This window comes from Massilia sp. UYP34 (genome assembly GCF_056279385.1).
On sequence record NZ_JBWBRF010000002.1, the window covers coordinates 70,011 to 94,896 of the forward strand.

General features: G+C 70.1%; 20 protein-coding genes. 7 read left to right on the forward strand and 13 right to left on the reverse strand.

Translation table 11 applies throughout. The annotated features are described in order from the left end of the window. Positions 1-111: 111 nt before the first annotated feature. From ACZ9AQ_RS03740 to ACZ9AQ_RS03755, 4 genes are read right to left on the reverse strand one after another with little or no spacing between them, the layout of a single operon-like run. On the reverse strand, positions 112-1,428 hold the full coding sequence (locus tag ACZ9AQ_RS03740) for a TolC family protein (protein WP_429202736.1): 1,317 nt from the start codon (positions 1,426-1,428) through the stop codon (positions 112-114). Beyond that, a complete protein-coding gene (locus ACZ9AQ_RS03745; protein ID WP_429202734.1) occupies positions 1,425-1,742 on the reverse strand; it encodes a DUF3240 family protein in 318 nt (105 codons plus the stop codon). Before ACZ9AQ_RS03745 ends, ACZ9AQ_RS03740 begins: the two co-directional genes overlap by 4 nt. Next, positions 1,739-4,834 (reverse strand): efflux RND transporter permease subunit, encoded by a 3,096-nt coding sequence (locus ACZ9AQ_RS03750; RefSeq protein WP_429202732.1) that lies wholly within the window; start codon positions 4,832-4,834, stop codon positions 1,739-1,741. The genes ACZ9AQ_RS03745 and ACZ9AQ_RS03750 overlap by 4 nt, the downstream gene beginning before the upstream one ends. Continuing rightward, positions 4,834-6,024, reverse strand: a complete 1,191-nt coding sequence (locus tag ACZ9AQ_RS03755; protein WP_429202731.1) for an efflux RND transporter periplasmic adaptor subunit — start codon at positions 6,022-6,024, stop codon at positions 4,834-4,836. The genes ACZ9AQ_RS03750 and ACZ9AQ_RS03755 overlap by 1 nt, the downstream gene beginning before the upstream one ends. Before the next feature lie 130 nt (positions 6,025-6,154). Here ACZ9AQ_RS03755 and ACZ9AQ_RS03760 point away from each other — a divergent pair, with 130 nt between their 5' ends. After that, positions 6,155-6,835 (forward strand): response regulator, encoded by a 681-nt coding sequence (locus ACZ9AQ_RS03760; protein ID WP_429202729.1) that lies wholly within the window; start codon positions 6,155-6,157, stop codon positions 6,833-6,835. Continuing rightward, positions 6,823-8,205: an ATP-binding protein gene (locus ACZ9AQ_RS03765; RefSeq protein ID WP_429202727.1), complete on the forward strand. Its 1,383-nt coding sequence runs from the start codon at positions 6,823-6,825 to the stop codon at positions 8,203-8,205. Before ACZ9AQ_RS03760 ends, ACZ9AQ_RS03765 begins: the two co-directional genes overlap by 13 nt. 100 nt (positions 8,206-8,305) lie before the next feature. Here the strand turns inward: ACZ9AQ_RS03765 and ACZ9AQ_RS03770 are convergent, their stop codons facing one another. The 4 genes from ACZ9AQ_RS03770 to ACZ9AQ_RS03785 form a co-directional block, all read right to left on the reverse strand. Continuing rightward, positions 8,306-9,145 carry an alpha/beta fold hydrolase gene (locus tag ACZ9AQ_RS03770; protein WP_429202725.1) on the reverse strand — a complete coding sequence of 280 codons (840 nt, stop codon included), beginning with the start codon at positions 9,143-9,145 and terminating at the stop codon, positions 8,306-8,308. Between the two features lie 255 nt (positions 9,146-9,400). After that, on the reverse strand, positions 9,401-9,763 hold the full coding sequence (locus ACZ9AQ_RS03775) for a VOC family protein (protein ID WP_429202723.1): 363 nt from the start codon (positions 9,761-9,763) through the stop codon (positions 9,401-9,403). Between the two features lie 183 nt (positions 9,764-9,946). Beyond that, on the reverse strand, positions 9,947-10,606 hold the full coding sequence (locus ACZ9AQ_RS03780) for a response regulator (protein ID WP_429202722.1): 660 nt from the start codon (positions 10,604-10,606) through the stop codon (positions 9,947-9,949). 309 nt (positions 10,607-10,915) lie between these two features. Further along, complete coding sequence (locus ACZ9AQ_RS03785) at positions 10,916-14,110, reverse strand: hybrid sensor histidine kinase/response regulator (protein WP_429202720.1); 3,195 nt, start codon at positions 14,108-14,110, stop codon at positions 10,916-10,918. 109 nt (positions 14,111-14,219) lie between these two features. Between ACZ9AQ_RS03785 and ACZ9AQ_RS03790 the strand changes: the two genes are divergently transcribed. After that, positions 14,220-14,906: an SOS response-associated peptidase family protein gene (locus ACZ9AQ_RS03790; RefSeq protein ID WP_429202718.1), complete on the forward strand. Its 687-nt coding sequence runs from the start codon at positions 14,220-14,222 to the stop codon at positions 14,904-14,906. On the opposite strand, the gene alr is transcribed toward ACZ9AQ_RS03790, so the two are convergent. Next, positions 14,903-16,102, reverse strand: coding sequence for an alanine racemase (gene alr / locus ACZ9AQ_RS03795; RefSeq protein WP_429202716.1), 1,200 nt, complete (start codon positions 16,100-16,102; stop codon positions 14,903-14,905). The two genes, ACZ9AQ_RS03790 and alr, sit on opposite strands and share 4 nt — an antisense overlap. Positions 16,103-16,106: 4 nt before the next feature. After that, positions 16,107-17,396: a D-amino acid dehydrogenase gene (locus ACZ9AQ_RS03800; RefSeq protein WP_429202715.1), complete on the reverse strand. Its 1,290-nt coding sequence runs from the start codon at positions 17,394-17,396 to the stop codon at positions 16,107-16,109. A 108-nt stretch (positions 17,397-17,504) separates the two neighbouring features. On the opposite strand from ACZ9AQ_RS03800, the gene ACZ9AQ_RS03805 reads away from it, so the two are divergent. From ACZ9AQ_RS03805 to ACZ9AQ_RS03815, 3 genes are all read left to right on the forward strand, one after another. Continuing rightward, positions 17,505-17,990 carry an Lrp/AsnC ligand binding domain-containing protein gene (locus ACZ9AQ_RS03805; protein ID WP_005667188.1) on the forward strand — a complete coding sequence of 162 codons (486 nt, stop codon included), beginning with the start codon at positions 17,505-17,507 and terminating at the stop codon, positions 17,988-17,990. Positions 17,991-18,067: 77 nt separating this feature from the next. After that, positions 18,068-20,266, forward strand: a complete 2,199-nt coding sequence (locus ACZ9AQ_RS03810; protein WP_429202713.1) for a hybrid sensor histidine kinase/response regulator — start codon at positions 18,068-18,070, stop codon at positions 20,264-20,266. A gap of 161 nt (positions 20,267-20,427) precedes the next feature. Continuing rightward, positions 20,428-20,970, forward strand: a complete 543-nt coding sequence (locus tag ACZ9AQ_RS03815) for a flavin reductase family protein (protein ID WP_429202711.1) — start codon at positions 20,428-20,430, stop codon at positions 20,968-20,970. 110 nt (positions 20,971-21,080) lie between these two features. On the opposite strand, the gene ACZ9AQ_RS03820 is transcribed toward ACZ9AQ_RS03815, so the two are convergent. Next, positions 21,081-21,548, reverse strand: a complete 468-nt coding sequence (locus ACZ9AQ_RS03820; protein ID WP_429202709.1) for a hypothetical protein — start codon at positions 21,546-21,548, stop codon at positions 21,081-21,083. 34 nt (positions 21,549-21,582) lie between these two features. Further along, entirely contained in the window at positions 21,583-22,410 is an 828-nt protein-coding gene (locus ACZ9AQ_RS03825) for a universal stress protein (RefSeq protein ID WP_429202707.1), read from the reverse strand. Between the two features lie 198 nt (positions 22,411-22,608). Here ACZ9AQ_RS03825 and ACZ9AQ_RS03830 point away from each other — a divergent pair, with 198 nt between their 5' ends. After that, positions 22,609-23,376, forward strand: coding sequence for a ThuA domain-containing protein (locus ACZ9AQ_RS03830; RefSeq protein ID WP_429202706.1), 768 nt, complete (start codon positions 22,609-22,611; stop codon positions 23,374-23,376). A gap of 103 nt (positions 23,377-23,479) precedes the next feature. On the opposite strand, the gene ACZ9AQ_RS03835 is transcribed toward ACZ9AQ_RS03830, so the two are convergent. Next, positions 23,480-24,724, reverse strand: a complete 1,245-nt coding sequence (locus tag ACZ9AQ_RS03835; RefSeq protein ID WP_429202705.1) for a metal-dependent hydrolase — start codon at positions 24,722-24,724, stop codon at positions 23,480-23,482. Between the last annotated feature and the right edge of the window lie 162 nt (positions 24,725-24,886).

Genomic DNA, 24,886 nt, shown 5'->3' on the forward strand with positions numbered 1-24,886 from the left:
CCGGATTGCAAGGTTGAGAACGGTATTTTCCCTACCTTCGATCATGCCCGGCGCCGGCTTAAGCGGGGGTGGTTGAATGATTAATTTTCGTTAATGTTCAACGTTCGGCCGTCAATCCCTGGCCCACAGCGCGTGCGCGTCGAGCGCGACCCGGGCCGCCGCCGCCAGCGCATCGATGTGCGCCGCCTGCGCCGCCAGGCTCGCTTCCAGCGCCTGGCGCCGGCCGAGCAGGGCCTCGGCCAGCGTGCATTCGCCCGCTTCCCAGGCGCGCGCCATCAGGTCGGCCTGGCGCGTGCTTTGCGCCTCGACTTCGCGCAGCCCGGTCCAGATGCGGTAGCTGTGCTCGCGCTCGGCAAGGCTGCGGCGGCTCGCCAGCCGCACCCGCTGGGCGACCAGCGCCACCTGCTCGTCGGCGATGCGCGCGCGCAGCACCGCCGCGTCTCGCTCGGCCGAGCGGGCCGCGCCGGGCAGGGGAATGGCCAGGCTCAGGCCGACGGTGCGTTCCTCGCCGTCGCGCTCGCGCACCAGGTGCAGGCCGACGGTGGGGTCGGGCATGCGTTCGCTGGCGGCGCGGCGCGCGCGCAAGCCTTCCCATTCGGCTTCGCTGCGCGCCAGCGCCAGCTCGTGGTTGTCGGTTTCGAGTCCGGCCTCCAGCGCGGCCCGCGCCCCCGGATCGGCGCCGGCCGGCGGCAGGTTCGGCTGTGGGTCCGGCAGCGCCGCGCCCTGCGGCGCCGGCAGGTCGCGGTAGGTGGCGGCCAGCAGCGCCAGCGCCTGCTCGGCTTCCCGGCGCGCCTCGGCCAGCCGGGTCGCCGCGCGCAGCAGTTCGGTGTCGGCCTGCATGCGCTCCAGCGCCGGCGCCTCGCCGGCCTGGACCCGGCGCGCGGCCGCTGCGGCCAGTTGCCCGACCAGTGCATGCTGCCGTTCCAGCGTGCGCACGCCGGCCTCGGTCCGCAAGGCCGCGTACCAGTCCTGCATCAGGGCGCGTCCGGCCTCGTGCCAGGCATCGGCGCGGCGCGCCTCGGCGACCGCGATGCCCTGGCGGCCGATGGCGCGGTCCTGGTCGGCCTTGCCGAACCAGCGCAGACCCCGTTCGAGGCTGGCTTCCTGCTCGCGGTAGCGGTCGCGGCCGGGTTCGGCGGCGCGCACCTCGCGCCGCAGCACGCCGGCGCGCGCCACCCATTCGTGCGGGCCGGCATCGAGCCGGGCGTGCTCGGCGCCGGCCAGCTCGCGCTGCAGGCCGTGCTGGCGCAGAGTGGGCAGCGCCTCCAGGGCGCGCCGCACGCTCGCTTCGGGCGGCAGCGCGTACAGGGGCGCGCCGGCCAGCGGCAGGGCGGGACCGGCCAGCGCGTGCGGGGAGGCGGCCAGTGTGATGGCGGCCAGAGCGTGGGCGGCCAGGGCGTGGGCGGCCAGCAAGGCGCGCGCCTTCATGCCAGCCTCCCGCTCGCCAGCAGCGGCGTCATCCAGTACGCCACCTCCGGGTTCGGGATTTCCTGCGCCAGGGTCGCCAGCAACTGCTGCAGGTCGCCCAAGAGGCCGGCCACCAGCACCAGCTTGCGCCGGCTGCGGCCATGGACCAGCTCCATGTTCGAGCGCAGCAGGGCGCCCTGGCCCATGCCCTGGGCGTCGATGATCGAGAAACCGCTGGCCCAGACCGGGTGCAGCAGCAGGAAGTCGAGGATGTCTTCCTCCAGCGCCAGCGGGATGGTCAGCGTCAGGAGGGTATCGTGGTTCAGTTCTTTCATGCGGGTTCGGTCACAGTGGAGGTATCGGAACGCGGGGCGCCGGGCATGCCGAAACGGCGGAACAGCAGCGGCAGCAGGATCAGGGTCAGCGCGGTCGCGCTCAGCAGGCCGCCGATGACGACGATGGCGAGCGGTTTCTGGATCTCGGAGCCGGGGCCGGTCGCCAGCAGCAGCGGAACCAGGCCCAGGCCGGCGATGCAGGCGGTCATCAGCACCGGCCGCACGCGGCGTAGCGCGCCCTGGCGCACCACCTGGTCGAGCGCCACGCCGCGCGCGGCCAGGCCGTTGAAGCCGTTGATCATCACCAGGCCGTTGAGCACCGCGATGCCCATCAGGGCGATGAAGCCGACCGAGGCCGGCACCGACAGGTATTCGCCGGTCAGGGCCAGCGCCGCCACGCCGCCGATCAGGGCGAACGGGATGTTGACGAACACCAGCAGCGCCTGGCGGATGCTGCGCAGGGTGGAAAACAACAGCAGGAAGATCAGGCCCAGGGCCACCGGCACCACCAGGGCCAGGCGGGCGGCGGCGCGCTGCTGGTTCTCGAACTGGCCGCCCCAGCCCAGCCGGTAGCCGGGCGGCAGCGGCACCTGGCTCGCCACGGCGGCGCGCGCCTCGTCGACGAAGCCGACCAGGTCGCGTCCGCGCACGTTGGCGCGCACGGTCGCCAGCCGGCTGCCGTTTTCGCGCTCGACCTTGACCGGACCATCCTGGTGGCGCAGCGTGGCCACCTGGCTCAGCGGCACCGACTGGCCGTCCGCCAGCGGCAGGCGCAGCTGGGCGAACAGCTCGCCCGACAGGCGCAGCGCGTCGCCGCCGCGCACCAGCAGCGGCAGGCGCTGGGCGCCGTCGATCACCACGCCGGCGACGCGGCCCTCGATCATGGCGCGCAGGTCGGCCTGCACCTCTTCGACCGACAGCCCCAGCCGCCCGGCGGCGACCCGGTCGATGTCCACTTCCAGGTACTGCACGCCCTCGTTCTTGACCGTCAGGACGTCTTCGCTGCCGTCGATGTGTTCCAGCACCGTCACGATGCGCCCGGCCAGCTCGCCCAGCACCTTCGAATCCGGGCCGTAGATCTTGACCGCCAGGTCGCCGCGCACGCCGGACAGCATCTCGGAGGTGCGCATCTCGATCGGCTGGGTAAAGCTCAGGTTAATGCCGGGGAAGTCGGCGGTGGCGGCGCGCAGGGCGTCGACCAGGTCTTCCTTGCGCGGGCTGCGCCATTCATCCGGCGGCGCCAGCACCAGGAAGGTGTCGGTCTCGTTCGGCCCCATCGGGTCCAGCCCGAGCTCGTCCGAGCCCAGGCGCGCCACGATGCGCCGCACTTCCGGCACCTGCTCCAGGATGCGGCGCTGGATCGCCAGGTCCTGGCGCGCCGATTCGTCCAGGTCCACCGACGGCAGCTTTTCAATCTGCATGATGATGTCGCCTTCGTCCAGCACCGGCATGAAGGATTTGCCGACCACCATGAACAGGCCAACCGCCAGCGCCAGCGCGGCCAGCGCGGCGCCGACCACCAGGCGTTCGCGCGTCATCGCCTGCTCCAGCAGGCGGGCGTAGCCGGCCTCGATGCGCTGGACGATCTTCGGCGCCGGACCGTGGTGCTCCTTCAGCATGAGCGAAGCGAGCACCGGGATCACCGTCAGCGACAGCAGCAGCGAAGCGCCCAGGGCGAAGATGATGGTCAGCGCCACCGGAGCGAACAGCTTGCCTTCGAGGCCTTCCAGCATCAGGAGCGGCACGAACACGATCATGATCACGGCCATGCCGGCGGTGACCGGCACCGCCACGTCGCGCACCGCGCGGTAGATGACGTGCAACCTGGACATGCCGGGCGCGACCCGCGCGCCATGGGCCTCGATGTTCTCGACCACCACCACGGCGGCGTCGACCAGCATGCCGATCGCGATCGCCAGGCCGCCCAGCGACATCAGGTTGGCCGACAGGCCGAAGTGGCGCATCAGGAGGAAGGTGGCCAGCGCCGACAGCGGCAGGATGCAGGCCACCACCAGCGCGGCGCGCACGTTGCCGAGAAAGACGTACAGCAGCACGATCACGAGCACGGTCGCTTCCAGCAGCGCCCGGGTGACGGTGTCGACCGCGCGCTCGACCAGGTTGCCGCGGTCGTAGAAAGTGTTCAGGGTCGTCCCCTGCGGCAGGGTCGGCTCGATCTCGGCCAGCCGCGCCCGCACCTGGTCGACCACGTCCAGCGCATTGGCGCCGCGCATGGCCAGCACCAGCCCTTGCACGCCCTCGCCCTTGCCGTCCTGGGTCACGGCGCCGTAGCGGGTCAGGGCGCCGATGCGCACCGTGGCCACCTGGCCGACCGTGACCGCGGCGCCGTCGCGCTGGGCGATGGCGATCGCGCGCACGTCGTCCAGCGTGCGCACGCCGGCGTCGCTGCGGATCAGGAACGATTCTTCGCCGTCGCCCAGGCGGCCGGCGCCGTCGCTGCGGTTGTTGGCTTGCAGCGCTTGTTCCAGCTGGGCCAGCGAGATGCGGCGCGCGCCGAGCGCCGCCAGGTCGGGCACCACCTCGAAACTCCTGACCTGGCCGCCCAGCGCGTTGACGTCGGCCACGCCGGGGATGTTGCGCAGCTGCGGACGGATGGTCCAGTCGAGCAGGGTGCGTTTTTCCATCAGGCTCAGGGGCCCTTCGATGGTGAACATGAAGATTTCGCCCAGCGGCGTGGTGATCGGCGCCAGGCCGCCGCTGACCGACGGCGGCAGGTCGCCCATGACGGCGCCCAGGCGCTCGCTGACCTGCTGGCGCGCCCAGTAGACGTCGGTGCCTTCCTGGAAGTCGAGCGTGATGTCGGCGATGGCGTACTTCGACTGCGAGCGCAGCATGCTCTGGCGCGCGATGCCCAGCAATTCCTGTTCGATCGGCGCCACCACGCGCGCCTCGACTTCCTCGGGCGTCATGCCGGGCGCCTTGAGGATCAGCTTGACCTGGGTGCTGGAGACGTCGGTGAAGGCGTCGATCGACAGCGCGCCCGCGGCCCTGAGCCCGGCGCCGACCATCAGGAGCGCCAGCACCAGCACCAAGAGGCGCTGGGACAGCGACAAGGCGATGAGACGGCCCAGCATCACGGCCGTCCTTTCTCGTCGGTCCCGGCTGGTCCGGCCTGTTCGCCCAGGCCGCTCCAGGCGCCCTTGAGGGCGGCCAGGCCGCGCACCGCGACCGGCGCGCCCGCGGCCAGCGCGCCGCGGATCCAGACCTGGTCGCCCGCGCTCGCGCCGACCGTGACCGGCACCGCCGTGAAGCCCTGCGCATCGCGCACGAACACATGGCTGGCGCCGCCGCGCCGCACGAGGGCGCCGGCCGGCACGGCCAGGGCGCCCGGCTGGCTCGGCGGCAGCAGCAGGCGCGCCTCGACGAAGGCGTTCAGGGTCAGGCACGGTTGGCGCCCGACCTGCTCGGCGCGCACCTGCGCGGTCTGGTTGGCGCCGTTGATCGCCGGCGACACGGCGGCGACCTTCAGGCGGCAGCCCGCGGCCACCTCGAGCTCGGCGCCCGGCCGCAACAGCGGCAACTGCTGGCGCGTGGCCTGCAGCTCGACCCACAGCGGGCCGTCGCGCACGATTTTCGCCAGCGCCGTGCCGGCGCCGGCGTGCTGGCCGATCGCCAGCGGCAGCTCCAGCACGGTGCCGGCGGCGCCGGCGCGCACCGTCAGCAGGGAGGCCGGTTGGCCGCCGGGCCGGGGCAGGGCGGCGATGTCGGCCTGGGTCATGCCGCCGGCGCGCAGCGCCTGGGCCGCCTGGCGCGCGGACAGCGCCGCCAGCTGGGCGGCGGCGCGGCTTTCGTCCACGCGCACCCGGGCGACGATGCCGTCGTTGAACAGGCTTTCGTCGCGCGCCAGCTTGTCGGCCGCCAGGCGCGACTGCGCCGCCAGCTGCACGTAGTCGCGCTGGGCCGCCATCCAATCCTGGCTGAACAGCGTCGCCAGCGGCGTCCCGGCCTTGACCCTCTGCAGCGGGGTGGCGTGCACCTGCTGCACCACGCCTTCCCAGGCGCTGGCGCTGACCACCATGGCCGTGGTCGGCGCCACGACGGTGCCCGGCAAGACGACGCCGTTGCCGCCCGCCGCCTGGCCGGTCAGGGTGGCCAGGGCCGGCGCGGTGGCGATGCCGGCCCGTTCGACCTGGGCCGGGGACAGGCGGATGCGCTGCCCGGCCGGCTGGGCCAGGGCGCCGGCCACCGCCAGCGTGCTTGCGAGTAAGATGGCAGCCTGCGCGGCCGTGCGCCGGCCACGCGGGCCGGATGAGAGAAGAGTCATGGGTTTGTTGGAAGTTGCACAGAAGACATCCGGCGATGTTGCTCAGAGGTTCTTAAGAGGTTCTTAACAAGTGCCCACTACCATCGAATCACGATCGTTTCCGTTCTTTCCGTAATTACATTTACTACCGATGCGCATCCTGTTGACCGAAGACGACCCCCAACTCGGCCGCGCCACCCAGATCGGCCTGGAGCAGGCCGGCTACGCGGTGGACTGGGTCAGTGCCGCCGAGCAGATGCATACGGCGGTCAGGCTGCACGACTACGGTTGCGTCGTGCTCGACCTCGGCCTGCCGGCCCAGGACGGCATGGAGGCGCTCGCGCAATTGCGCGCAAGCGGCTACGCGGGCACGATCGTGATCGTCACCGCGCGCGACAAGATTCCCGACCGCATTGCCGGACTGGACGGCGGCGCCGACGATTTCCTCGTCAAGCCCTTCGACCTGGACGAACTGGCGGCGCGCATCCGCAGCGCCAGCCGGCGCGCCGCCGGCCGGCTGCGCGAAACGGTGGCGCATGGCGACCTGGTGCTGGACGTCGCCGAGCGCCGGGTCACGCAGGATGGCCGGCCGGTCACGCTCACCGTCAAGGAATTCCGTATCCTGCTGCTGCTGATCGAGAACCGCGGCCGCGTGCTCAGCCGCGAGCAACTGGAGAAGAACCTGTATGGCTGGGGCGACGAAGTGGAAAGCAATGCGGTGCAGGTGCACATCCACCACCTGCGCAAGAAGCTGGGCCGCGCGCTGATCCGCACCGTGCACGCGCTCGGCTACTGCATCGACCAGCCGGCGGCGCACGCATGCGGCCGGTGACAGGCGGGCGCTGGTCGCTGCGGCGCACCCTGCTGTCGGTACTGCTGGGCCTGACGATCGCCCTGTGGGCCAGCAGCGCCGCCATCGTCTACGTCGAGGCGGAGCAGGAAAGCCACGAGCTGTTCGACCAGTCGCTGGCGGAGACCGCCAATCTGCTGCTGTCGCTGGTCGGCAACGAAGTGCGCGAGCACGGCTACATCAAGCTGCCGCTGCAGGGGCATCCGAATCCGGAGCGCTACCTGCTGTTCCAGGTGCTGGATGCACACGGCAAGGTGCTGTACCGGAATGCCGGCTCCCCGGACGCCACGCTGGCGTCGAGCTTGCCGGACGGATTTTCGTGGGGCGAGATCGGCGGCCAGCGCTGGCGCTTCCATTCGCTGTGGGACAACGCGCGCTCGCTGCAACTGGTGGTGGCCGAGCCCATCACCCACCGCGAAGACATCAGCAGCCGCTTCTTCTACAAGATACTGGCCTTCGGCACCTTGCTGGTGGTGCTGGCGGCGGCCGTGATCTGGTGGAGCGTCAACCGCGTGTTCCGTGTGCTGCAGGGCTCGGCGGACGAGGTGGCGCGGCGCACGCCGAACGACTTGCTCGACGTTAATCTCGACGGCGTCCCGAGCGAGGCGCTGCCCCTGATCGAGTCGATCAACCGCCTGTTCGCCCGGGTGCGCCGCACCATGGAATACGAGCAGCGCTTCACGGCCGACGCCGCGCACGAGCTGCGCACGCCGCTGGCCGCGATCAAGACCAATCTGCAGGTGCTGCAGCGGGCGCGCAGCGTGGCCGAGCGCGACGAGTTCATCGCGGCCCTGGGCGTGAGCGTCGACCGCGCCGGCCGGCTGGTCGACCAGCTCCTGACGCTGGCGCGCCTCGACCCCCAGGGCGAGACCGGGCTCGCCCTGGCGCCGGGCGACCTGGCCGACCTGCTGCGCGAAGGGCAGGCCGGCTGGCGCGTGGCCGGCGCCAGGGGCGCGCTGATGGTGCAGCTGGACATCGCGGCCGCGCCATGCGCGCTGGAGGTGGATAGCGTACGCATGCTGATCCGTAACCTGGTCGACAACGCCTTGCGCTACACGCCGGCGCCGGGCACGGTGCGCATCGCCTGCGGCCTGGAGGACGGCCGCAGCTTCCTGCGCGTGGTTGACTCCGGGCCGGGCATTCCGGCGGCCATGCAGGAGCGGGTGTTCGAGCGCTTCGTGCGCCTGGCCGGTTCCCACCAGCCGGGCAGCGGCCTCGGCCTGTCGATCGTACGCCGGATCGCCGAGCGCCATGAAGCGCGCATCGGGCTCGGCCCCGGCCTGGAGGGAAGGGGACTGACGGTGAGCGTCGACTTTCCCGCCATGCCGGCTCAGCGCACGGATGAGCGATAGCATTTTACGGATGCCGGCCGCACCGCGGCCGGGCCGCATCGCCCGCCTGCGCGCAGGGGCAATGCGCGCCGGCCACGTCGAGGCAGGGCGGTATCCGCGCCTAATGTCCGACGGTGTCGCCGCGCGCGAAGGCCAGCAGGTCGGCGTTGACCCGGTCCTTGTGCGTGTCGGTCAAGCCATGCGGGGCGCCGGCGTAGGCGATGAAGGTCGCATGCGGCACCAGCCGCGCCGAGGCCCGGCCGCCGACGTCGATCGGCACCACCTGGTCGTCGTCGCCGTGGATGATCAGGGTCGGCTTGTCGAATTTCTTGAGGTCATCGCGAAAATCGGTTTCGGAAAACGCCGCGATCGAGTCGTAGGTATTCTTGTGTCCGCCTAGCATTCCCTGCAAGAACCACGACTGGATCAGCCCCGGCGAGGCCGTCGCGCCCGGCCGGTTGAAGCCATAGAAGGGGCCGGACGGAATGTCGAGGTAGAGCTGGGCCCGGTTTTCGAGCTGGCTGGCGCGGATGGCGTCGAACACCTCGCGCGGCACGCCGTCCGGATTATCGGGGCGCTGCACCATCAGCGGCGGCACGGCGCCGATCAGGGCCAGCCGGGCGATGCGGCTGGTGCCATGGCGGCCGACGTAGCGCGCCACCTCGCCGCCGCCGGTCGAGAAGCCGACCAGACACACGTCGTTGAGGTCGAGCAGTTCGAGCAACTGGGCCAGGTCGTCGGCGTAATGGTCCATGTCGTTGCCGTCCCAGGGCTGGCTCGAGCGCATATGGCCGCGCCGGTCGTGCGCGATCGTGCGGAAACCGTTGTGCGCCAGGTGCAGCATCTGCGCTTCCCAGCTGTCCGCGCCCAGCGGCCAGCCATGGCAGAACACGACCGGGCGGCCGTGGCCCCAATCCTTGTAATAGATGTCGACGCCATCGCGGGTGGTGAAATAGGCCATCGTGCTTCCTTTCGACGTGGTGGTGGGGGCTCGGCATGGATCAGACGCCGGGCCTCGTCGATTGTTCCGCATCGGCGCGAAGGCATTGCCGATCGGATCAAGGATCAGAACTGGTGGCGCAGTCCGAACACGATCTATTCGCCGCCCCCGGGGCGGTGGAGGTGACGCTGGCGGGCAGCAGCCGCCTGCGCATCACCGTGGCCGGTCGCGGGCCGGGCATCCCGCCCGCGTTGCGCGCGCTCGCGGCGTGGCGTGTCAGGCGCCTGCGTCGGCCGTCCATACGGCCAGCTCGTAGCCGTCCGGATCGATGAAGTGGAAGCGCCGTCCGCCGGGGAAGGAAAACGTGTCCTTGCTGATGCGGGCGCCGGCGGCGACGATCCGGCGCCGGGTCGCTTCCAGTTCGGCCGAATACAGGATCACCAGCGGTCCGCCGGCGCGCACCGGCGCGTCGGTCGTGAAGCCGCCGGCCAGACGGCCGTCGCGAAACTCGGTGTAGCCGGGGCCGTAGTCGACGAAGGACCAGCCGAACACCTCGCCATAGAACGCCTTGCTGCGCGCGATGTCGGCGACGTTGAATTCGATGTTGTCGATCTGATGGTGATGGACTGGTGCGCTCATTGTCGTCTCCAGGGGGAATGGGAGACGTCATGATACGTCAGTACGCGACTGAGCCATTCGGCAGGCCTGCCACTGCCGCCAGCGCCTCTGGACTGAAGGGTCAGCCGGGTGATGCGGTCGAAGCCTTCCCCAGGCGGGGTGTCGAGCAGTTGCGGCGCGTGTCGCGTGCCTGCCTGGTCCTGGTTACCTCTCCATGGTCCGGTCGCCCGCGCCCAGGATCTGTTCGACCCTGGCGCGCAATTCGGGGAAATGCACCGGTTTGGAGAACACCGGTATGTCGGCCGGTAACCCCATCGAAGCGATCGTTGCCGGGTCCAGCCCGCTGATGACGATGATTGCCATCTTGCCGTAACGCGGATCGGCACGCAGCGTGCGTACCATGCGGAAACCATCCATGCCCGGCATGTTCAGGTCGCTGATCAACAGGTCGGGTTTTGCTTCGCCAATGCGGATCAGGGCGTCGAAGCCGTCGTGCGCCTTGATCAGTTCGGCATCCAGGCCCCAGCCCGATATCTCGAGCTCGTACAGGCGCAGCAGGGTGGCGTCGTCTTCGGCGATCACGATGCGGCGCGCCGTAGGCGGCGCCGCCGGCGCGCTCGCCAGGGAGGCGGCCGCGCCGCCCGTCATTGCCTGGTTGCGCTGGTCTACCAGCCGGTGCACCGAGGAGAGCAGGATGCGGCGGTGGCCGCCCGCCGTCTTCCATGCCTGCAGCACGCCGCTCTCGACCCACAACTGCACCGTGCGATGCGAGACACCGAGCAGGCTCGCGGCCTCCTTGGTCGAACAGACTTGCGAGGAAACGGGATCTGGCTGCGCCGGCGCTGGACTGCTGTGCGATTTCATGGATTCAGGTGTGCATATGGTTAAGTACCCTACCGGCAAGCGGGCGAAAATGCGCAGCGCCCGCGCGCCGGATGGACAAGCATGCAGGGCGGACATCATGCGAGCATGCCACATGCGCAACAAAATACGCACGGGCAAGTCAACAATCTATCAAATTCTCACACTTTGCGATAGCGAAACGCAATAATTTGTTTCTTAACCGTAACTTTTGGTAGCAAGGAGAAAGCCGGATTGGATGCCTTGCTGGAAAAGGTGGCGCGCGTGGCGACCTATGCAGCGGTCGACGCCGCGCCCGGGCGAGCGCCCGGATCAGCCCAGTTTTTCCAGCAGCGCCTGCAGCTGCCCGGCGTCGTAGGGCTTGGGCAGCAGTGCGTCGGCGACGCTCGATGCGTGGCTGGCCCCGCTCACGAAGGCGATCCGCGCGCGCGGCAGGCGCTGTCGCACCGCGTGTGCCAGCGCTTCACCCTTCATGCCCGGCAGCTGCAGGTCGGTCAGCACGATGTCCGGCTGCTCGTCCAGCAGCGCCAGCGCCGCTTCGGCGCTGGCCGCCTCCAGCACGTCGTACCCCATGAAGCGCATCAGTTCGGCGGTGTTGCCGCGGATGTCGTCCTCGTCTTCCACCAGCAGCACGCGCGCCTTCGGGCCGGCCGGCGCCGCGGCGCCGGCAGTGGGCTGCGGCGGGGCCGCGTTCTTCTGCTGCTCGTTGGCCAGCACGTGCCGGATCTTGCGCGCCAGGGCGTCGCGGGTATAGGGCTTGCCGAGCAGTTCCACGCCCGGGTCGAGGCGCCCGCCGTGCACGATCGCGTTCTCGGTGTAGCCCGAGGTGAACAGCACCGCGACGTTCGGCAAGCGCGCGCGCGCCTTCTGCGCCAGCTCCGGGCTGCGTAGCGGCCCCGGCATCACGACGTCGGTGAACAGCAGGTCGATGTGGACGCCGCTGTCGATCACGGTCAGGGCCGAGGCGGCGTCGCCGGCGCGCAGCACGCGGTAGCCGAGGTCGGCCAGCATGTCGACCACGGTCAGGCGCACCTGCTCGTCGTCCTCGACCACCAGCACGGTCTCGTGGCCGCCGCTGGCCGGCTGCGCCGGCGGCTCGCTGGCGAGATCCTCGGCCTGCAGCGAGCGTGGCAGGTAGATCTTGACCGCAGTGCCTTCGTCGACCTCGCTGTAGATCTTGACGTGGCCGCCCGACTGCTTGACCAGGCCGTACACCATCGACAGCCCCAGCCCCGTGCCCTTGCCCTCGGGCTTGGTCGAGAAGAAGGGCTCGAAGGCCTGGTCGATGACTTCCTGCGGCATGCCGCTGCCGGTGTCGCTGACGGCGAGCAGCACGTACTGGCCGGGCGCGACCTCCGGGTGCGCGGCGCAGTAGCCGGCGTCCAGGGCGGCGTTGGCTACCTCGATGGTGAGCTTGCCGGCGCCGTCCATGGCGTCGCGCGCGTTGATCGCCAGGTTCAGGATCGCGTTCTCGAGCTGGGCCGGGTCGACCTCGGTGGTCCACAGGCCGCCCGGTGTCACCAGCGCGATGTCGATCTCCTCGCCCAGGGCGCGCCGCATCATGTCTTCCATGCCGCCGAGCAGGCGGCCGATCTTGACCGCCTTCGGCTCGAGCGGTTGGCGGCGCGCGAACGACAGCAGGGAGCTGGCCAGCTTGGCGCCGCGCTCGACGCCGTTCATCGCGTTCTCGACGCGCTTCCTGATCTCGGGCAGGCCGTCGGCGCGGCGCGCGATCAGTTGCAGGTTGCCGCCGATGACCTGCAGCAGGTTGTTGAAGTCGTGCGCCACGCCGCCGGTCAGCTTGCCGATGGTTTCCATCTTTTGCGCCTGCTGCAGTGCGGCCTCGGTGCGGCGCATGGCTTCCGCCCGGGCCAGGTCGGCGCTGATGTCGCGGCCCACCGCGTGGATGTAGTGCTGGTCGGGCGAGGCGGTCCAGGACAGGTGGCACCAGCTGCCGTTCCTGCGCCGGTAGCGGTTCTCGAAGCGGTTCACCTGGCCGCCCAGGCGCAGGGCCTCGATCTGGCGCATGGTGGGTTCGTGGTCGTCCGGATGCACCAGGTCGAGCAGCGGGGTGGCGAGCACCTCGGCCTCGGTCCAGCCAAGGATGGTCGTGAAGGCCGGGTTTACGGCGAACAGGATTCCTTGCAAGTCGGCCACCAGCATGATGTCCTTCGACAGCCGCCACATGCGATCGCGTTCGGCGGTGCGGTGCGCGACCCGTTGCTCCAGGGTGGCGTTGACCGCGGCCAGCGCCTCGCTGGCGCGCTTTTGCTCCTCGATGTCGATGCTGCTGCCGATCCACAGGGCGCTGTCGTCGGCCTCGGAGCGGCGCGCGCGCACCAGGTGCCAGCGGTATTGGCCGTCATGGCGGCGCAGCCGGATCTCGGCGTCGAGCGGGGCGCCGGACGCCATGCTGGCGTCCCACAGCGCGCGGTAGCGCGGCGCGTCGTCCGGGTGCACCAGCGGGCCCCAGCCATCGCCCAGCATGGACAGGGGCGCGGCGCCGGCGCTGGCATATTCGTGCACGCGGTCGTTGATCCAGTCGACGCTGCCGTCCTCGCGTGCCGCCCACACGTGATTGGGCATGGCCTGGGCGAAGGTGCGAAAGCGCGCCTCGCTCGCTCGCAGCGCGCGCTCGGCGCTTACCCGTTCGGTGACGTCGTTGCCTTCCACGAAGGTGGCAAACACGGCGCCGTTCGCGTCCCGCAGCGGCTGCAGCACGAAGTCGATGAAGAAGTGCACCGGCGCGTCCAGGCCCGGATTGCGCAGCGTGAGTTCGACGGCCTCGGCGCGGAAGGTCGTGCCTTCGGCGAAGCAGCGGTCGAGCACCTCGACGATGCCGCGTTCGGCCAGTTCCGGCACCGCCTGCGCCACCGGCATGCCGAGCAGGGGGCGATTGCCGGTCAGCGCGCGGTAGGCGTCGTTGGCCAGGGCGTAGCGGTGCTGGCTGCCCTCGAGCAGGCAGATGAAGCCGGGCGCCTGCTCGAACATCGTGCTCAAGCGCTCGCGCTCGGCGCGCACGTGGCGCTCGGCCTTGACCATGCTCGAGGTTTCCACCACCACCGACATCACGCCGGCGATGGCGCCGTCCTGGTCGCGGATCGGCGAATAGTCGAGGTTCATCCAGACCTGCTCGGGCTGGCCGCTGCGGTGCAGGGTCAGTTCCTGGTCCCGGTAGCTGAGGGTGTCGCCGGCCAGGCCCACCTTCATCACCCGGTCGTTGAAGTCGGCCACCTCGGGCCAGCCTTCGCGCACCTTCGAGCCGAGCAGCACCGGGTGGCGAGCGCCGGCGAACACCCGGTAGGCGTCGTTGTAGATCATGTAGCCGTCCTCGCCCCACAAGGTGACGATCGGCGTCGGGGTGGCCATGATCAGGGCCACCGTCGTCTTGAGCACGGTCGGCCAGCCTTCGATGGCGCCCAGGCCCGTGGTGTCCCAGGGGAACGCCAGAATCAGTCGCGATGTTTCGTCGGTGGCGGGCAGGAAGGGAAGGCTGGCTGGCGGCATCGGTGCGCATGCTGAAAGGTGGACGCCGCATTCTACACTTGAGCTAACATGGGGCACGCCGGGTTCGTCGGCGCTGTTATTTTCAGGCAACAATCACCAGGTTTTCCCCATGTGCGTTAATTATCGTCCTCCGACGCCCGAGCAATTCAACGGCCGCATTGGCGCCTTCAGCATCCTCCCGCGCGACTGGCGCTGGCCCGAGGAGACCTGGAAGGATTACGCGGCGCCGATCCTGCGCGCGGCGCCCAGCCTGGCGCTCGAGGCCTGCGTGGCCAGCTATGGCATGGTGCCGCGGCGCCACATCCCGCCCGGGGTGAAGCCCTTCGACACCATGAATGCGCGCGCCGAATCGCTGCTCGAGCGGCGCTCGTTCGCCTTCGCCTTTCGCCGCCTGCAGCTGTGCGCGGTGCCGATGCTGTGGTTCTACGAGCCGTGCTACGAGAGCGGACGCGCCGAGCGCACCGCGATCGGCCCGGCCGACGACGCCCTGTTCTGGGCAGCGGGCCTGTGGCGCGAGTGGCAGGAGGCCGATGGCGCGGTGTCCACCGCCTTCACCCAGATCACGATCAACGCCGACGACCATCCCCTGATGCGGCGCATGCACAAGCCGGGCGACGAGAAGCGCTCACTGGTGCTGCTGGCGCAGGAGGAAGTGGGGGACTGGCTGGCCTGCCGCGATACGGACGTCGCGCGCAGCTTCCTGCGGCATTATCCGGCCGAGGCCATGAAAGCATGGCCGGCGCCGCTCTCGCCGCGGCGGGCGGCGCCGCCATCCCTGAACGGAGAGCTGCTCTAGCCGATGGATTCGCCGACGTATTCGCCGACGCATTCGCCGATGTACTCGCGCTTGAAACGCGACCCCAGGCGGGTCAGCACCTCGTAGCCGATGGTGCCGGCCTGGATCGCGACGTCGTCCACCGTCTGCTGCGGGCACAGGAGGTCGACCGCCTGGCCCGGCGCGATCCGCTGTTCCGGGATGCCGGTGACGTCGAGCGTGATGCTGTCCATCGACACGGTGCCGACGAAGGGCACGGCCACGCCGTCGACGAAAGCCTGGGAGCGGCCGGTGAGGGCGCGCAGCCAGCCGTCGGCGTAGCCGATGGCGATGGTGGCGATGCGGCGCGGGCCCGGCGCCACGTAGCGCGCGCCATAGCCGACCACGTCGCCGGCGGCCACTGTGCGCAGCTGCACCACGCGCGCCGTCAGCGACACCGCCTGCGCCAGCGGATTGGGATGGCCGGGCTGGGGATGGATGCCGTACAGCGCGCAACCCGGGCGCAGCAGGTCGAAGTGCCAGGCGCCGCCCAGGAACACGCCCGAGGAATTGGCCAGGCTGGCCGGCACGCCGGGCAACAGCGCGCGCATCTCGTCGAAGCGCCGGCGCTGGCGCTCGTTGAGCGGGTGCGCCGGCTCGTCGGCGCAGGCCAGATGGCTCATCAGCAGGTGCAGGCGCAGGCCAGCGAGCCAGTCCGGATCCTGGCGCAGGCGTGCGAGATCGGCCGGGGCCAGGCCCATGCGCGCCATGCCGGTGTCCACCTGGAGCGCGGCCGGCAGCGCGCGGTCCAGGCTGCGCGCCAGCGCGCGCCACTCGGCGAGCTGGCCGGGATCGTTCAGCACCGGCACCAGGTCGTGCGCCAGGCAGTCGCGCGCCGCGCCCGGCATGGCGCCGTGCATCACGTAGATGGTGCAGTCGCCCGGCAGCAGCGGGCGCAGGCGGATGCCTTCGTCGAGGTGGGCCACGAAGAAGCTGCGGCAGCCTTCGCGCACCAGCGCCGGCGCGACCCGGTCCATGCCGAGACCGTAGGCGTCGGCTTTCAGGACCGCGCCGCAGGCCGCCTTCGCGGCGGCGCCGCGCTCGCGCAGCAGGCGGTAGTTGGCGCGCACCGCGCCCAGGTCGATCGTGAGCGTGGCGCCGGCCCGCGTCGCGGCGGCATGCTGGTCGATGTGCTGGTGCTGGTGCTGGTGCATGTGCTGATCGGTGCGCTGCTCCATGCGCTCAGGCCTGCGCCAGCTTGCCGCCGGCGGCGGCGCCGCTGCCCGCGTAGCGGAACACGGCCAGGTCGTCGGCCCGGATCGACGGCGCCTTGCCGCCCACCAGGTCGGCGATCACGCTGGCCGAGCCGGCCGCCATGGTCCAGCCCAGGGTGCCGTGGCCGGTGTTCAGGTAGAGGTTGCGCAGCGGCGTGGCGCCCACCACCGGGGTACTGTCCGGCGTCATCGGGCGCAGTCCGGTCCAGAAGCTGGCGCGGGCGGTGTCGCCCGCGCCCGGGAACAGGTCGTTGACGACCAGCTCCAGGGTTTCACGGCGGCGTGGATTCAGGCCGAGGTTGTAGCCGGAGAGCTCGGCCATGCCGCCGACGCGGATGCGGTCGTCGAAACGGGTCACGGCGATCTTGTAGGTTTCGTCGAGGATGGTCGACACCGGGGCGCGCGCCGGATCGAGGATCGGCACCGTCAGCGAATAGCCCTTCATCGGATAGACCGGCAGCGGGAACCAGCGCTGCAGCAGCAGGCGCGAGTGGCTGCCCAGGGCAAGGACGTAGCGGTCGGCCTTGAACTCGCCCTTGTCGGTCATGACCGAGACGATCTCGCCGCCCGCTTCTTCCAGGCGCAGGATCGCGGTATCGAATTCGAAGCGCACGCCCAGGTCGCGCGCCATCGCGGCCAGGCGCGTGGTGAACAGCTGGCAGTCGCCGGTTTCGTCGTTCGGCAGGCGCAGGCCGCCGACCAGCTTGTCGGCCACGTTGGCCAGCGCCGGTTCGGCCATGGCCAGCTGCGCGCCCTCCAGCACCTCATAGGCCACGCCGGCGTCGCGCAGCACCTCGATGTCCTTGGCCGCGCCGTCGAACTGCTGGCGGGTGCGGAACAGCTGCACCGTGCCCTGCTGGCGGCCTTCGTAGGCGATGCCGGTGTCGCGCCGCAGCGCGCGCATGCAATCGCGGCTGTATTCGGCCAGGCGCACCATGCGTTCCTTGTTGACGGTGTAGCGGCCCGGATCGCAGTTGCGGTACATCTCCCACATCCACTGCAACTGGAACAGCGAGCCGTCGGGACGGATCGCCAGTGGCGCGTGGCGCTGGAACAGCCACTTGGCGGCCTTGAGCGGAATGCCGGGCGCGGCCCAGGGCGACGCATAGCCGGGCGAGATCTGGCCGGCATTGGCGAAACTGGTCTCGCGCGCCGGACCGGGCTGGCGGTCGATCACGGTCACCTCATGGCCGGCCTGCGCCAGGTAATACGCGGTGGTGACGCCGACCACGCCGCTGCCCAATACAATGACTCGCATACGTTCCCTCGAAAGCTGAATCCAGAAAATGTTGCCATCGTAGCGCGGGTAAGGGGATAATTGTTTCTGTTAATAGTTCAATTTTCAGAAAATAATCTGGATTCCCCCGTGCGCGTACAAAAAGCCTCGAACCGTATCCTGGACCGGATCGACCTGCACATCCTGTCCATCCTGCAGCAGGACGCGCGGATCGTGATGAAGGACCTGGCCGAGCAGGTCGGCCTGTCGCTCACACCCTGCATCGAGCGGGTCAAGCGCATGGAGCGCGACGGCGTGATCCAGGGCTACTATGCGCGCATCAATCCGCAGGCGCTGGGCATGCAGATCCTGGTGTTCGTCGAGATCAACCTGCACCAGAAATCCGACAAGGCGTTCGAACGCTTCCGGCGCGCGATGCTGGCGATTCCCGAGGTGATGGAATGCCACCTGGTGTCGGGCGACTTCGACTACCTGATCAAGGCGCGCATCCCCGAGATGTCCGAATACCGGCGCCTGCTGGGTGAAATCCTGCACGTGGCCGACGCCGGCCAGTCGAAGAGCTATGTGGTGATGGAAGAGCTGAAGGAAACCCTGGCGTTGTCGATTCCACGCTAGTATCCGGCGCCAATCCGGTAAACGGGAGGGCTTGAGGCGGCGGAATCTATAATGGCTGGTTCCTCATTGGAACGACCATGCGCGCCGTTGCCGGCCCCGTCCTGTCCCTTCGCCACCTTTTGATCCTGCTCAACGCGATCGGCCTGCTGCCGCTCGTACTGCTCGGCGTCTGGACCATCCACGGCGCCGGGCGGTACCTGGAGCAGGAACAGGAAAGGATGATGGTCGGCCATGCGCGCGCGCTGTCGAGCGCCGTCGACGCCGAGCTCGACGCCACCGTGGCCGCCCTGAGCGGCATCGCCAAGAGTCCGCAACTGGCGGCCGGCGACCTGCGCGGCTTCCATGAGACCGCCAAACGCCTGTCGCGCGCCGACTGGCTGGGGGTGGTGCTCTCCGACGCCACCGGCCGTACGCTGTTTCGCACCATGGCGCCCTACGGGGCGCCGGCGGCGCGGGTCGCCGACCCGGACAGCCTGCACCAGGCGATGGAGCAGCGCCGCCCGATGGCCGGCCGCGTCGTGCGCGGGCCGGGCGGACGCCCGGCGGTGCCGGTGCGGATCCCGGTGCGCGGGCCCGATGGCCAGCCCTGGGTCTTGAGCGCCGTGGTCCGGCCGGACCGCTTCCTGGACGTGATCGTGCGCCAGCAGACGCCGCCCGAGTCGGTGATCGCGGTGATCAACCACGGCGGTGCGCTGGTGGTGCGCTCGCGCGACCAGGAGCGCACCGTGGTCGGCGCGCCCAGCGCCTCGCTCGCGGCGCTGATGAAGAGCGGCGGCCCGGAAGGCGTAGGCGCCACCCGCACGCTCGAGGGCGACCAGCTGATCAGCGCCTACACCACTTCGCCGCGCTATGGCTGGGTGGTGGCGGTGGGCGCCCCCAGCGCCGGTTTCGGGGTGGCCTTCTTCCAGCGCTTCGCGGTGTACGTGCTGGGCGCCTGGGCGGTGCTGACCGCCTGCATCGCGCTGGCCTCGTGGCTCTCCGGCCGCATCGTGCGCCGCATCGAGAGCGTGCAGGCCGGCGCCGCCGCCCTGGGCAACGCGCGCGCGGTGCGGGTGGCGCCGTCGCGGATCAAGGAAATCCGCGAGATGGGCCAGGCACTGGAGGCCGCGGCCGACCGGCGCGCCACCCAGGAAGCGGAACGTTCGCGCCTGCTGGCGTCGCTCGAGGAAGCGCTGGCCCAGGCGCGCCAGGCCGGCCAGTCCAAGGACGCCTTCCTGGCCATGCTGGGCCACGAACTGCGCAATCCGCTCAGCCCGATCCTGACCTCGCTCGACCTGATGGACTTGCGCAATGAGCCGGGCAGCCAGCGCGAGCGCGCCGTCATGCGGCGCCAGGTGACCCACCTGCGGCGCCTGGTCGACGACCTGCTGGACGTCTCGCGCATCGCCTCCGGCAAGCTGGCGATCGACACCCGGCCGCTGAACCTGGCCGAACTGGCGCGCCACGCGGTGGCGGCCCTGCCCGGCGAGCCCATCACCCTGGAAGCGCCGGCGCAGGTCTGGGTCATCGGTGACGAGACCCGCCTGGCCCAGGTGCTGGGCAACCTGCTGTCGAACGCGGCCCGCTTCGGCAGCAGCGACACGCGCGTCACGCTGGCGGCGCGCGACGGCGAGGCGGTGTTGAGCGTGAGCGACAACGGCACCGGCATGGCGCCGGAACTGCTGGCGCGCGTGTTCGAACCGTTCTACCAGGCGCCGCAGACGCTGGCGCGGCGTACCGGCGGCCTGGGGCTCGGGTTGGCGATCGTGCGCGAGATCGCGCATCTGCATGGCGGCCGGGTCGTGGCCTACAGCGCCGGTCCCGGCGCCGGCAGCCGCTTCGAGGTGAGCCTGCCGCTCGGCGCGCCGCCTGCGTCGGCTGGCGCGGCCCTGCCGGCGCAGGCGGCGCCGGGACGCCGCATCCTGCTGGTCGACGACAACGAGGATGCGGCCGCGGCCGGCGCGCTGCTGCTGCGCCACCTGGGCCATGCGGTGCGCGTCGCCCACAGCGCGGGGGAGGCGCGCGCGCTGGCCCTGGCCGAACCGCCCGAGGTGGCGATCCTCGACATCGGCCTGCCCGACATGGACGGCTATGCGCTGGCCGCGGCCTTGCGCGCCGATGCGGGCGAGCCGGAGGAAGGCGCCGCGCAGGGAGGCGGACTACGACTGGTGGCGCTGACCGGCTACGGCCAGCAGGCCGACGTGGCGCGTGCGCTGGCGGCCGACTTCGACGTGCACCTGACCAAGCCGGCGACCATCGGAGCGCTGCAGGACGCGGTGGCGCCGGCTGGCGCCTGAGCGTCCTGCCGGCTTCGTGGCGAAGTCAGGCCAGGGTCGCGGCCAGGGTCGCGGCCAACCTCGGCGCCGTGCGCCGTGCGCCGTGCGCGGTCGGGGCGGGGCGATAATAGAGACGGGGTCGCGGGACGGGCTCACCGGACGGGGTCACGACGGGAGGATGGATGGCGCGCAAGCACGACCTGCCGCTGCACGAGGTGCGGCGCTACCTGGAACCGGGACCGGTGGTGCTGGTGACTTCATGCCACCGCGGCGAGCGCGACGTCATGGTGATGGGGTGGCACACGGTGATGGAATTCAGTCCGTCGCTGATCGGCTGCGTGATCTCATCGGGCAACCACAGCCACGGCCTGATCCGCGCCAGCGGCGAATGCGTGATCAACCTGCCGACGACGCGGCAGCTCGACGCGGTGCTGGGCGTCGGTTCGACTTCCGGCGCCGGGATCGACAAGTTCGCCGCCTTCGGCCTTACGCCGGAGGCGAGCGAGCAGGTGGCGGCGCCGTCGATCCGCGAGTGCCACGCCCAGTTCGAGTGCCGGCTGCACGACGACAGCCTGGTCGGGCGCTATGATTTCTTCATCTGGGAAGTGGTGGCGGCGCGCGCCTCCGCGCGGCCCCGCCATCCCGAAACCCTGCACTACAAGGGTGACGGCACGTTCATGGTGTCGGGCAAGGTGATCCGGCGCCGGCGCGCCGGGCTGAAGTAAAGGTTGGCGGATTGACGCCGACGCGGCGATCGCGATCGCGATCGATGTCGATCTCGTGCCGGATGCTTCTGCCGCCAACCATCACCGCGTCGGCAGCACAGCTGCCGACCCTACCGCGACCGCGACCCGGCGTGACCGCCCCGATGCAGCAGGATGCGCGGCACCCGTCCGCCGGGCCGGCCGGCCGGCGCGCGCGACGCCGTGGCCAGCGCCAGATCGGTGCTGATCCGGTGCAGCGACAGCAGGTCGTGCAGCGCCGCCACCAGCTGGCGGCCGAGCGCGACGTCGCCATCCTCGACCAGCGGCATGGCGCGGTGCAGGGCGGCCAGGATGGTGGCGTTCTCGGCGCGGTGCTCGTGCAGGCGTTCGTAGTCGAGCGATTCCATGACGCTTTCCTCGTGCCGGAACCCGACCTCGACCGCAGTGACGATGGCCGGGAAGGCCTGCACGAAGCGGTCGTCCGGCGTGCAGCTGCTGTCGGCCGTGTCGGCCAGGCGGGCGCACAGGTGGCGGCGGGCATGGCGGATCGCGGCGCCGACGGCGCCAGCGTTGCCTCCTGGATAGTGGTGGAAAGTCATGGCGGAAAATAGTGGCAAAGGTGGTCGGTGAGATTCAATGGGCGATGAGGAGCGGCGTCGGCGCGTGGTCGAGCACGTCGCGCGTGACGCCGCCGAGGATCCATTCGCGGTAGCGGCTGTGGCCGAAGGCGCCGGTGACCATCAGCCCGGCGTGGCAGTCGCGCGCCATGTCGATCAGGGCGTCGCCCTCGCTGGCGCGGGTATGCGCGACGTCGACGTCGACCTTCAGGCCATGGCGCGCCAGGTAGTGCGCCATGTCGGCGCCCGGTTCGTCGCCGTGCAGACCGGATTGCAGATCGGGGTTGACCAGCGCCAGATGCACGGTGCCGGCGTGGGCCAGCAGGGGCAGGGCCGCATTGATCGCGCGCTCCGCCGGCATGCTGCCGTCCCAGCCGACCAGCGCATCGCCGGGGATCGGCTTGCCGTGGTAGGTGTCGGGCACCACCAGCACCGGGCGGACGCCGTGCAGGGCGAGGTATTGCGGCAGGCCCCGTTCGGCCCAGGCGCGGCCATGGTCCTGGCTGACCACCACCAGGTCGGCATAACGCGCTTGCAGCAGCAGGCCGTCGCGGTCGGCGTCCTCGACCATGCGCGTCTCGGCGCCGTGGATGCCGAGGCGCTCGGCCTGGGCCACGAACTCGTCGAGCTGGCTGGCCACGGCATCGCGCAAGGCCTGGAATTCGCGGTTCGAGACCGGCATGGCCATCGAGCCGTTCAGCACCGCGTAACTGGCCATCGACAACCCGGTGGCGGCGCTGCCGACCAGGTGGGCGCCGTGCGCGCTGGCGAGCAGCAAGGCAGCGCGCAGGCGGCTCTCCTGGCGGGGGCTGCCATCGACGTGGACGAGTATGGTCTTGAACATATGCAGACTCCGTTCGGTGGTCTGGAACGCGGCGCACTACATTTGACTATACGCGGCGCAAGAGGGCCTGTCAGGCACACATTTGATTGCGATCAAACATGGGTGAAATATCCGGGCGACCTTGGCTGGAATGGTTTGTTGACAAGAAAGAAGTGAAGGATTAGCGTTGACCGCTTCGCCACTTGCCAGCCCACGCCGATGATCCGTCCGTTCGCCGTCTTCTTTCTCGTCTGCACGCTCGCCTTGGCAACCCCGCTGCGGGCGGCCCAGTTCAACGTGCTGTTGTTTACGAAATCCACGGCCTGGCACCACGATGCGGTGCACGCCGGCGTGACGGCGGTGCAAGAGCTCGGCAAGTTGCACGACTTTGAGGTGTTCTGGAGCGCCGACGCCGGGCGCGTGATGAACGATGCCGAGCTGTCCAGATACCAGGCGGTGATCTTCCTGCTCACCACCGGCGACGTCCTCGACGAGGCCCAGCAGGCGGCCTTCGAGCGCTTCATCCAGCGCGGCGGCGGCTACGTCGGCGTGCACAGCGCGGCCGACACCGAGTATGACTGGCCGTGGTACACCAGGATGGTGGGCCATATGTTCCACGTGCATCCCGCGGTGCAGACCGCGATCGTGAAGGTCGAGGACGCGCGTTTCCCCGGCATGGAACGCTTCGCGCCGCGCAATCTGTTCACCGACGAATGGTATGAATTCGGGCCGGCGCGCTCGACCGACCTGGTTTACCTGCTGAGCGTGGACGAGAGTACCGATCGTCCGCAGGCCACCTGGCCCGACCGCGCGGGCAAGGGCATGGGCGCTTTTCACCCGATCAGCTGGTACCAGCATTACGACGGCGGCCGCGCCTTTTACACCGGGATGGGCCACATGGCAGCGACCTACCGCGATCCGGTCTTCCTGCACCACCTGTACGGCGGCATCTACTGGGCCGCCAGCGGGCGCGGCATCGTCATATGATCCAGGCTCGGCGCGGCCGATCGCTTCCTTTCCCGGTCGCGGGCGGGCTGCGGTCGCTCATGCGTCAGAGAGTGCATCGGTCCGCTTTGCCTCGGGACCTCGCTCACGGACGAAGCGCCCGCTCTCCAGCCCGCTCTCCATCCAGCAAGTCCTGGCGCGGCCGCTCCCACTGCGGCACCGGCGCGGGGCAGGGCCGGTCGGCCATCCTGGCGTAGGGCAGGGTCGAGAAGTTATCGACTCCCGGCGCGCTGAAGCGGATATCGGTGGCCTTGCCGTCGATCAGGGAGGGCACCCGGGCAAAGCGCAGCCAGCCGTCGACGTGGCAGTTATCCCGCTGCAGCGCGCGCAGGCTGGGCAGGCTGCCGTCTTCCTTGTATTTCCAGGCCAGCGTGCGCGCTTCGGCGCCGGGTTCGCCGCCGAAGCGCGTCGGGCAGGCGGCGACGTCGGTCACGCCCGGGGCCAGGCTCAGCACGCCCAGGCGCACCGCATAGCTGCCGGCGGCGCCGTTGTCGGTGATGGTCGCGAACGACCAGCACAGGGGATTCGAGGGGAAGGCCGACAGCGGCATGTCGAGGATGCGGCTGCCCGGCTCGACCTGGGCCAGGGCCGTCCGGATCTGCTCGCGCGCGAGGTGGCCGGCCACGCCCTGCACCGCGATGAAGCCCAGGCACGCCACGAGCGCGGCGACGACGCCGGTCGATCCCCCGCGCCGCGCCATGACGGCCACGACGCCAGCGAGCAGCAGCAGGCCGGCCAGCGAACCCCACTGCAGGAAGCCCATCCAGGTAAACAGCAGCGGCGCGGCCAGGATCAGGCCCAGGAACAGCGCGCGCAGCACCCGGTTCGGCGCCAGGAGGGCGAGCGCGACCCCGAGCGCGGTCCAGAACACCGGTTCGATGATGAACACCATGTCGCCGTACAGCCAGGTTGAATCGAGCGGGTGGAACGGGTGCACGCCATACACGTTCAGGAAGTCGAGCGACAGGTGCAGCACCATCCCGAGCGCGGCGGTGGCCAGCACCGCATGGCGCGCCACGCGGTCGTCGCGCATCAGGCGCCGTGCCCCCGGCCACAGCAGCCAGAGCAGGCCGAGCAGCAGTGCGATCTGGGGCAGGGCATACAGCAGCGTGTGCGTATGGCCGCGATGGTGCAGCAGATAGCCGAGCGGCGGCGCCAGCAGGGGCGTGAGCACCAAGTCCAGGTCGGGGAAATTACTGGCCAGCGCGCCGGTGGCGAGCAGGACGCGGCGGCGCGTGCGCGCCTGCTGCGGATCGGGATGGGCGGGCAGGGCGCGGTGGGCGAGTTCGCCCAGCGCCAGCCCCAGCAGGGAGTGGGTCAGATTGTCCATCCCACGAGTTTACCGTGAAAGCACGAAATTGATCCAAATCAAGACTTTTTCAGTTATATCGCTTGGTCAACCATCATGTTTTTGATGTAGGTCATATTTTTTGCATTTCCTCGTCATTAGAATGCAAGAAACGATATTTCTTAAATGCAACACGAGGAGTGC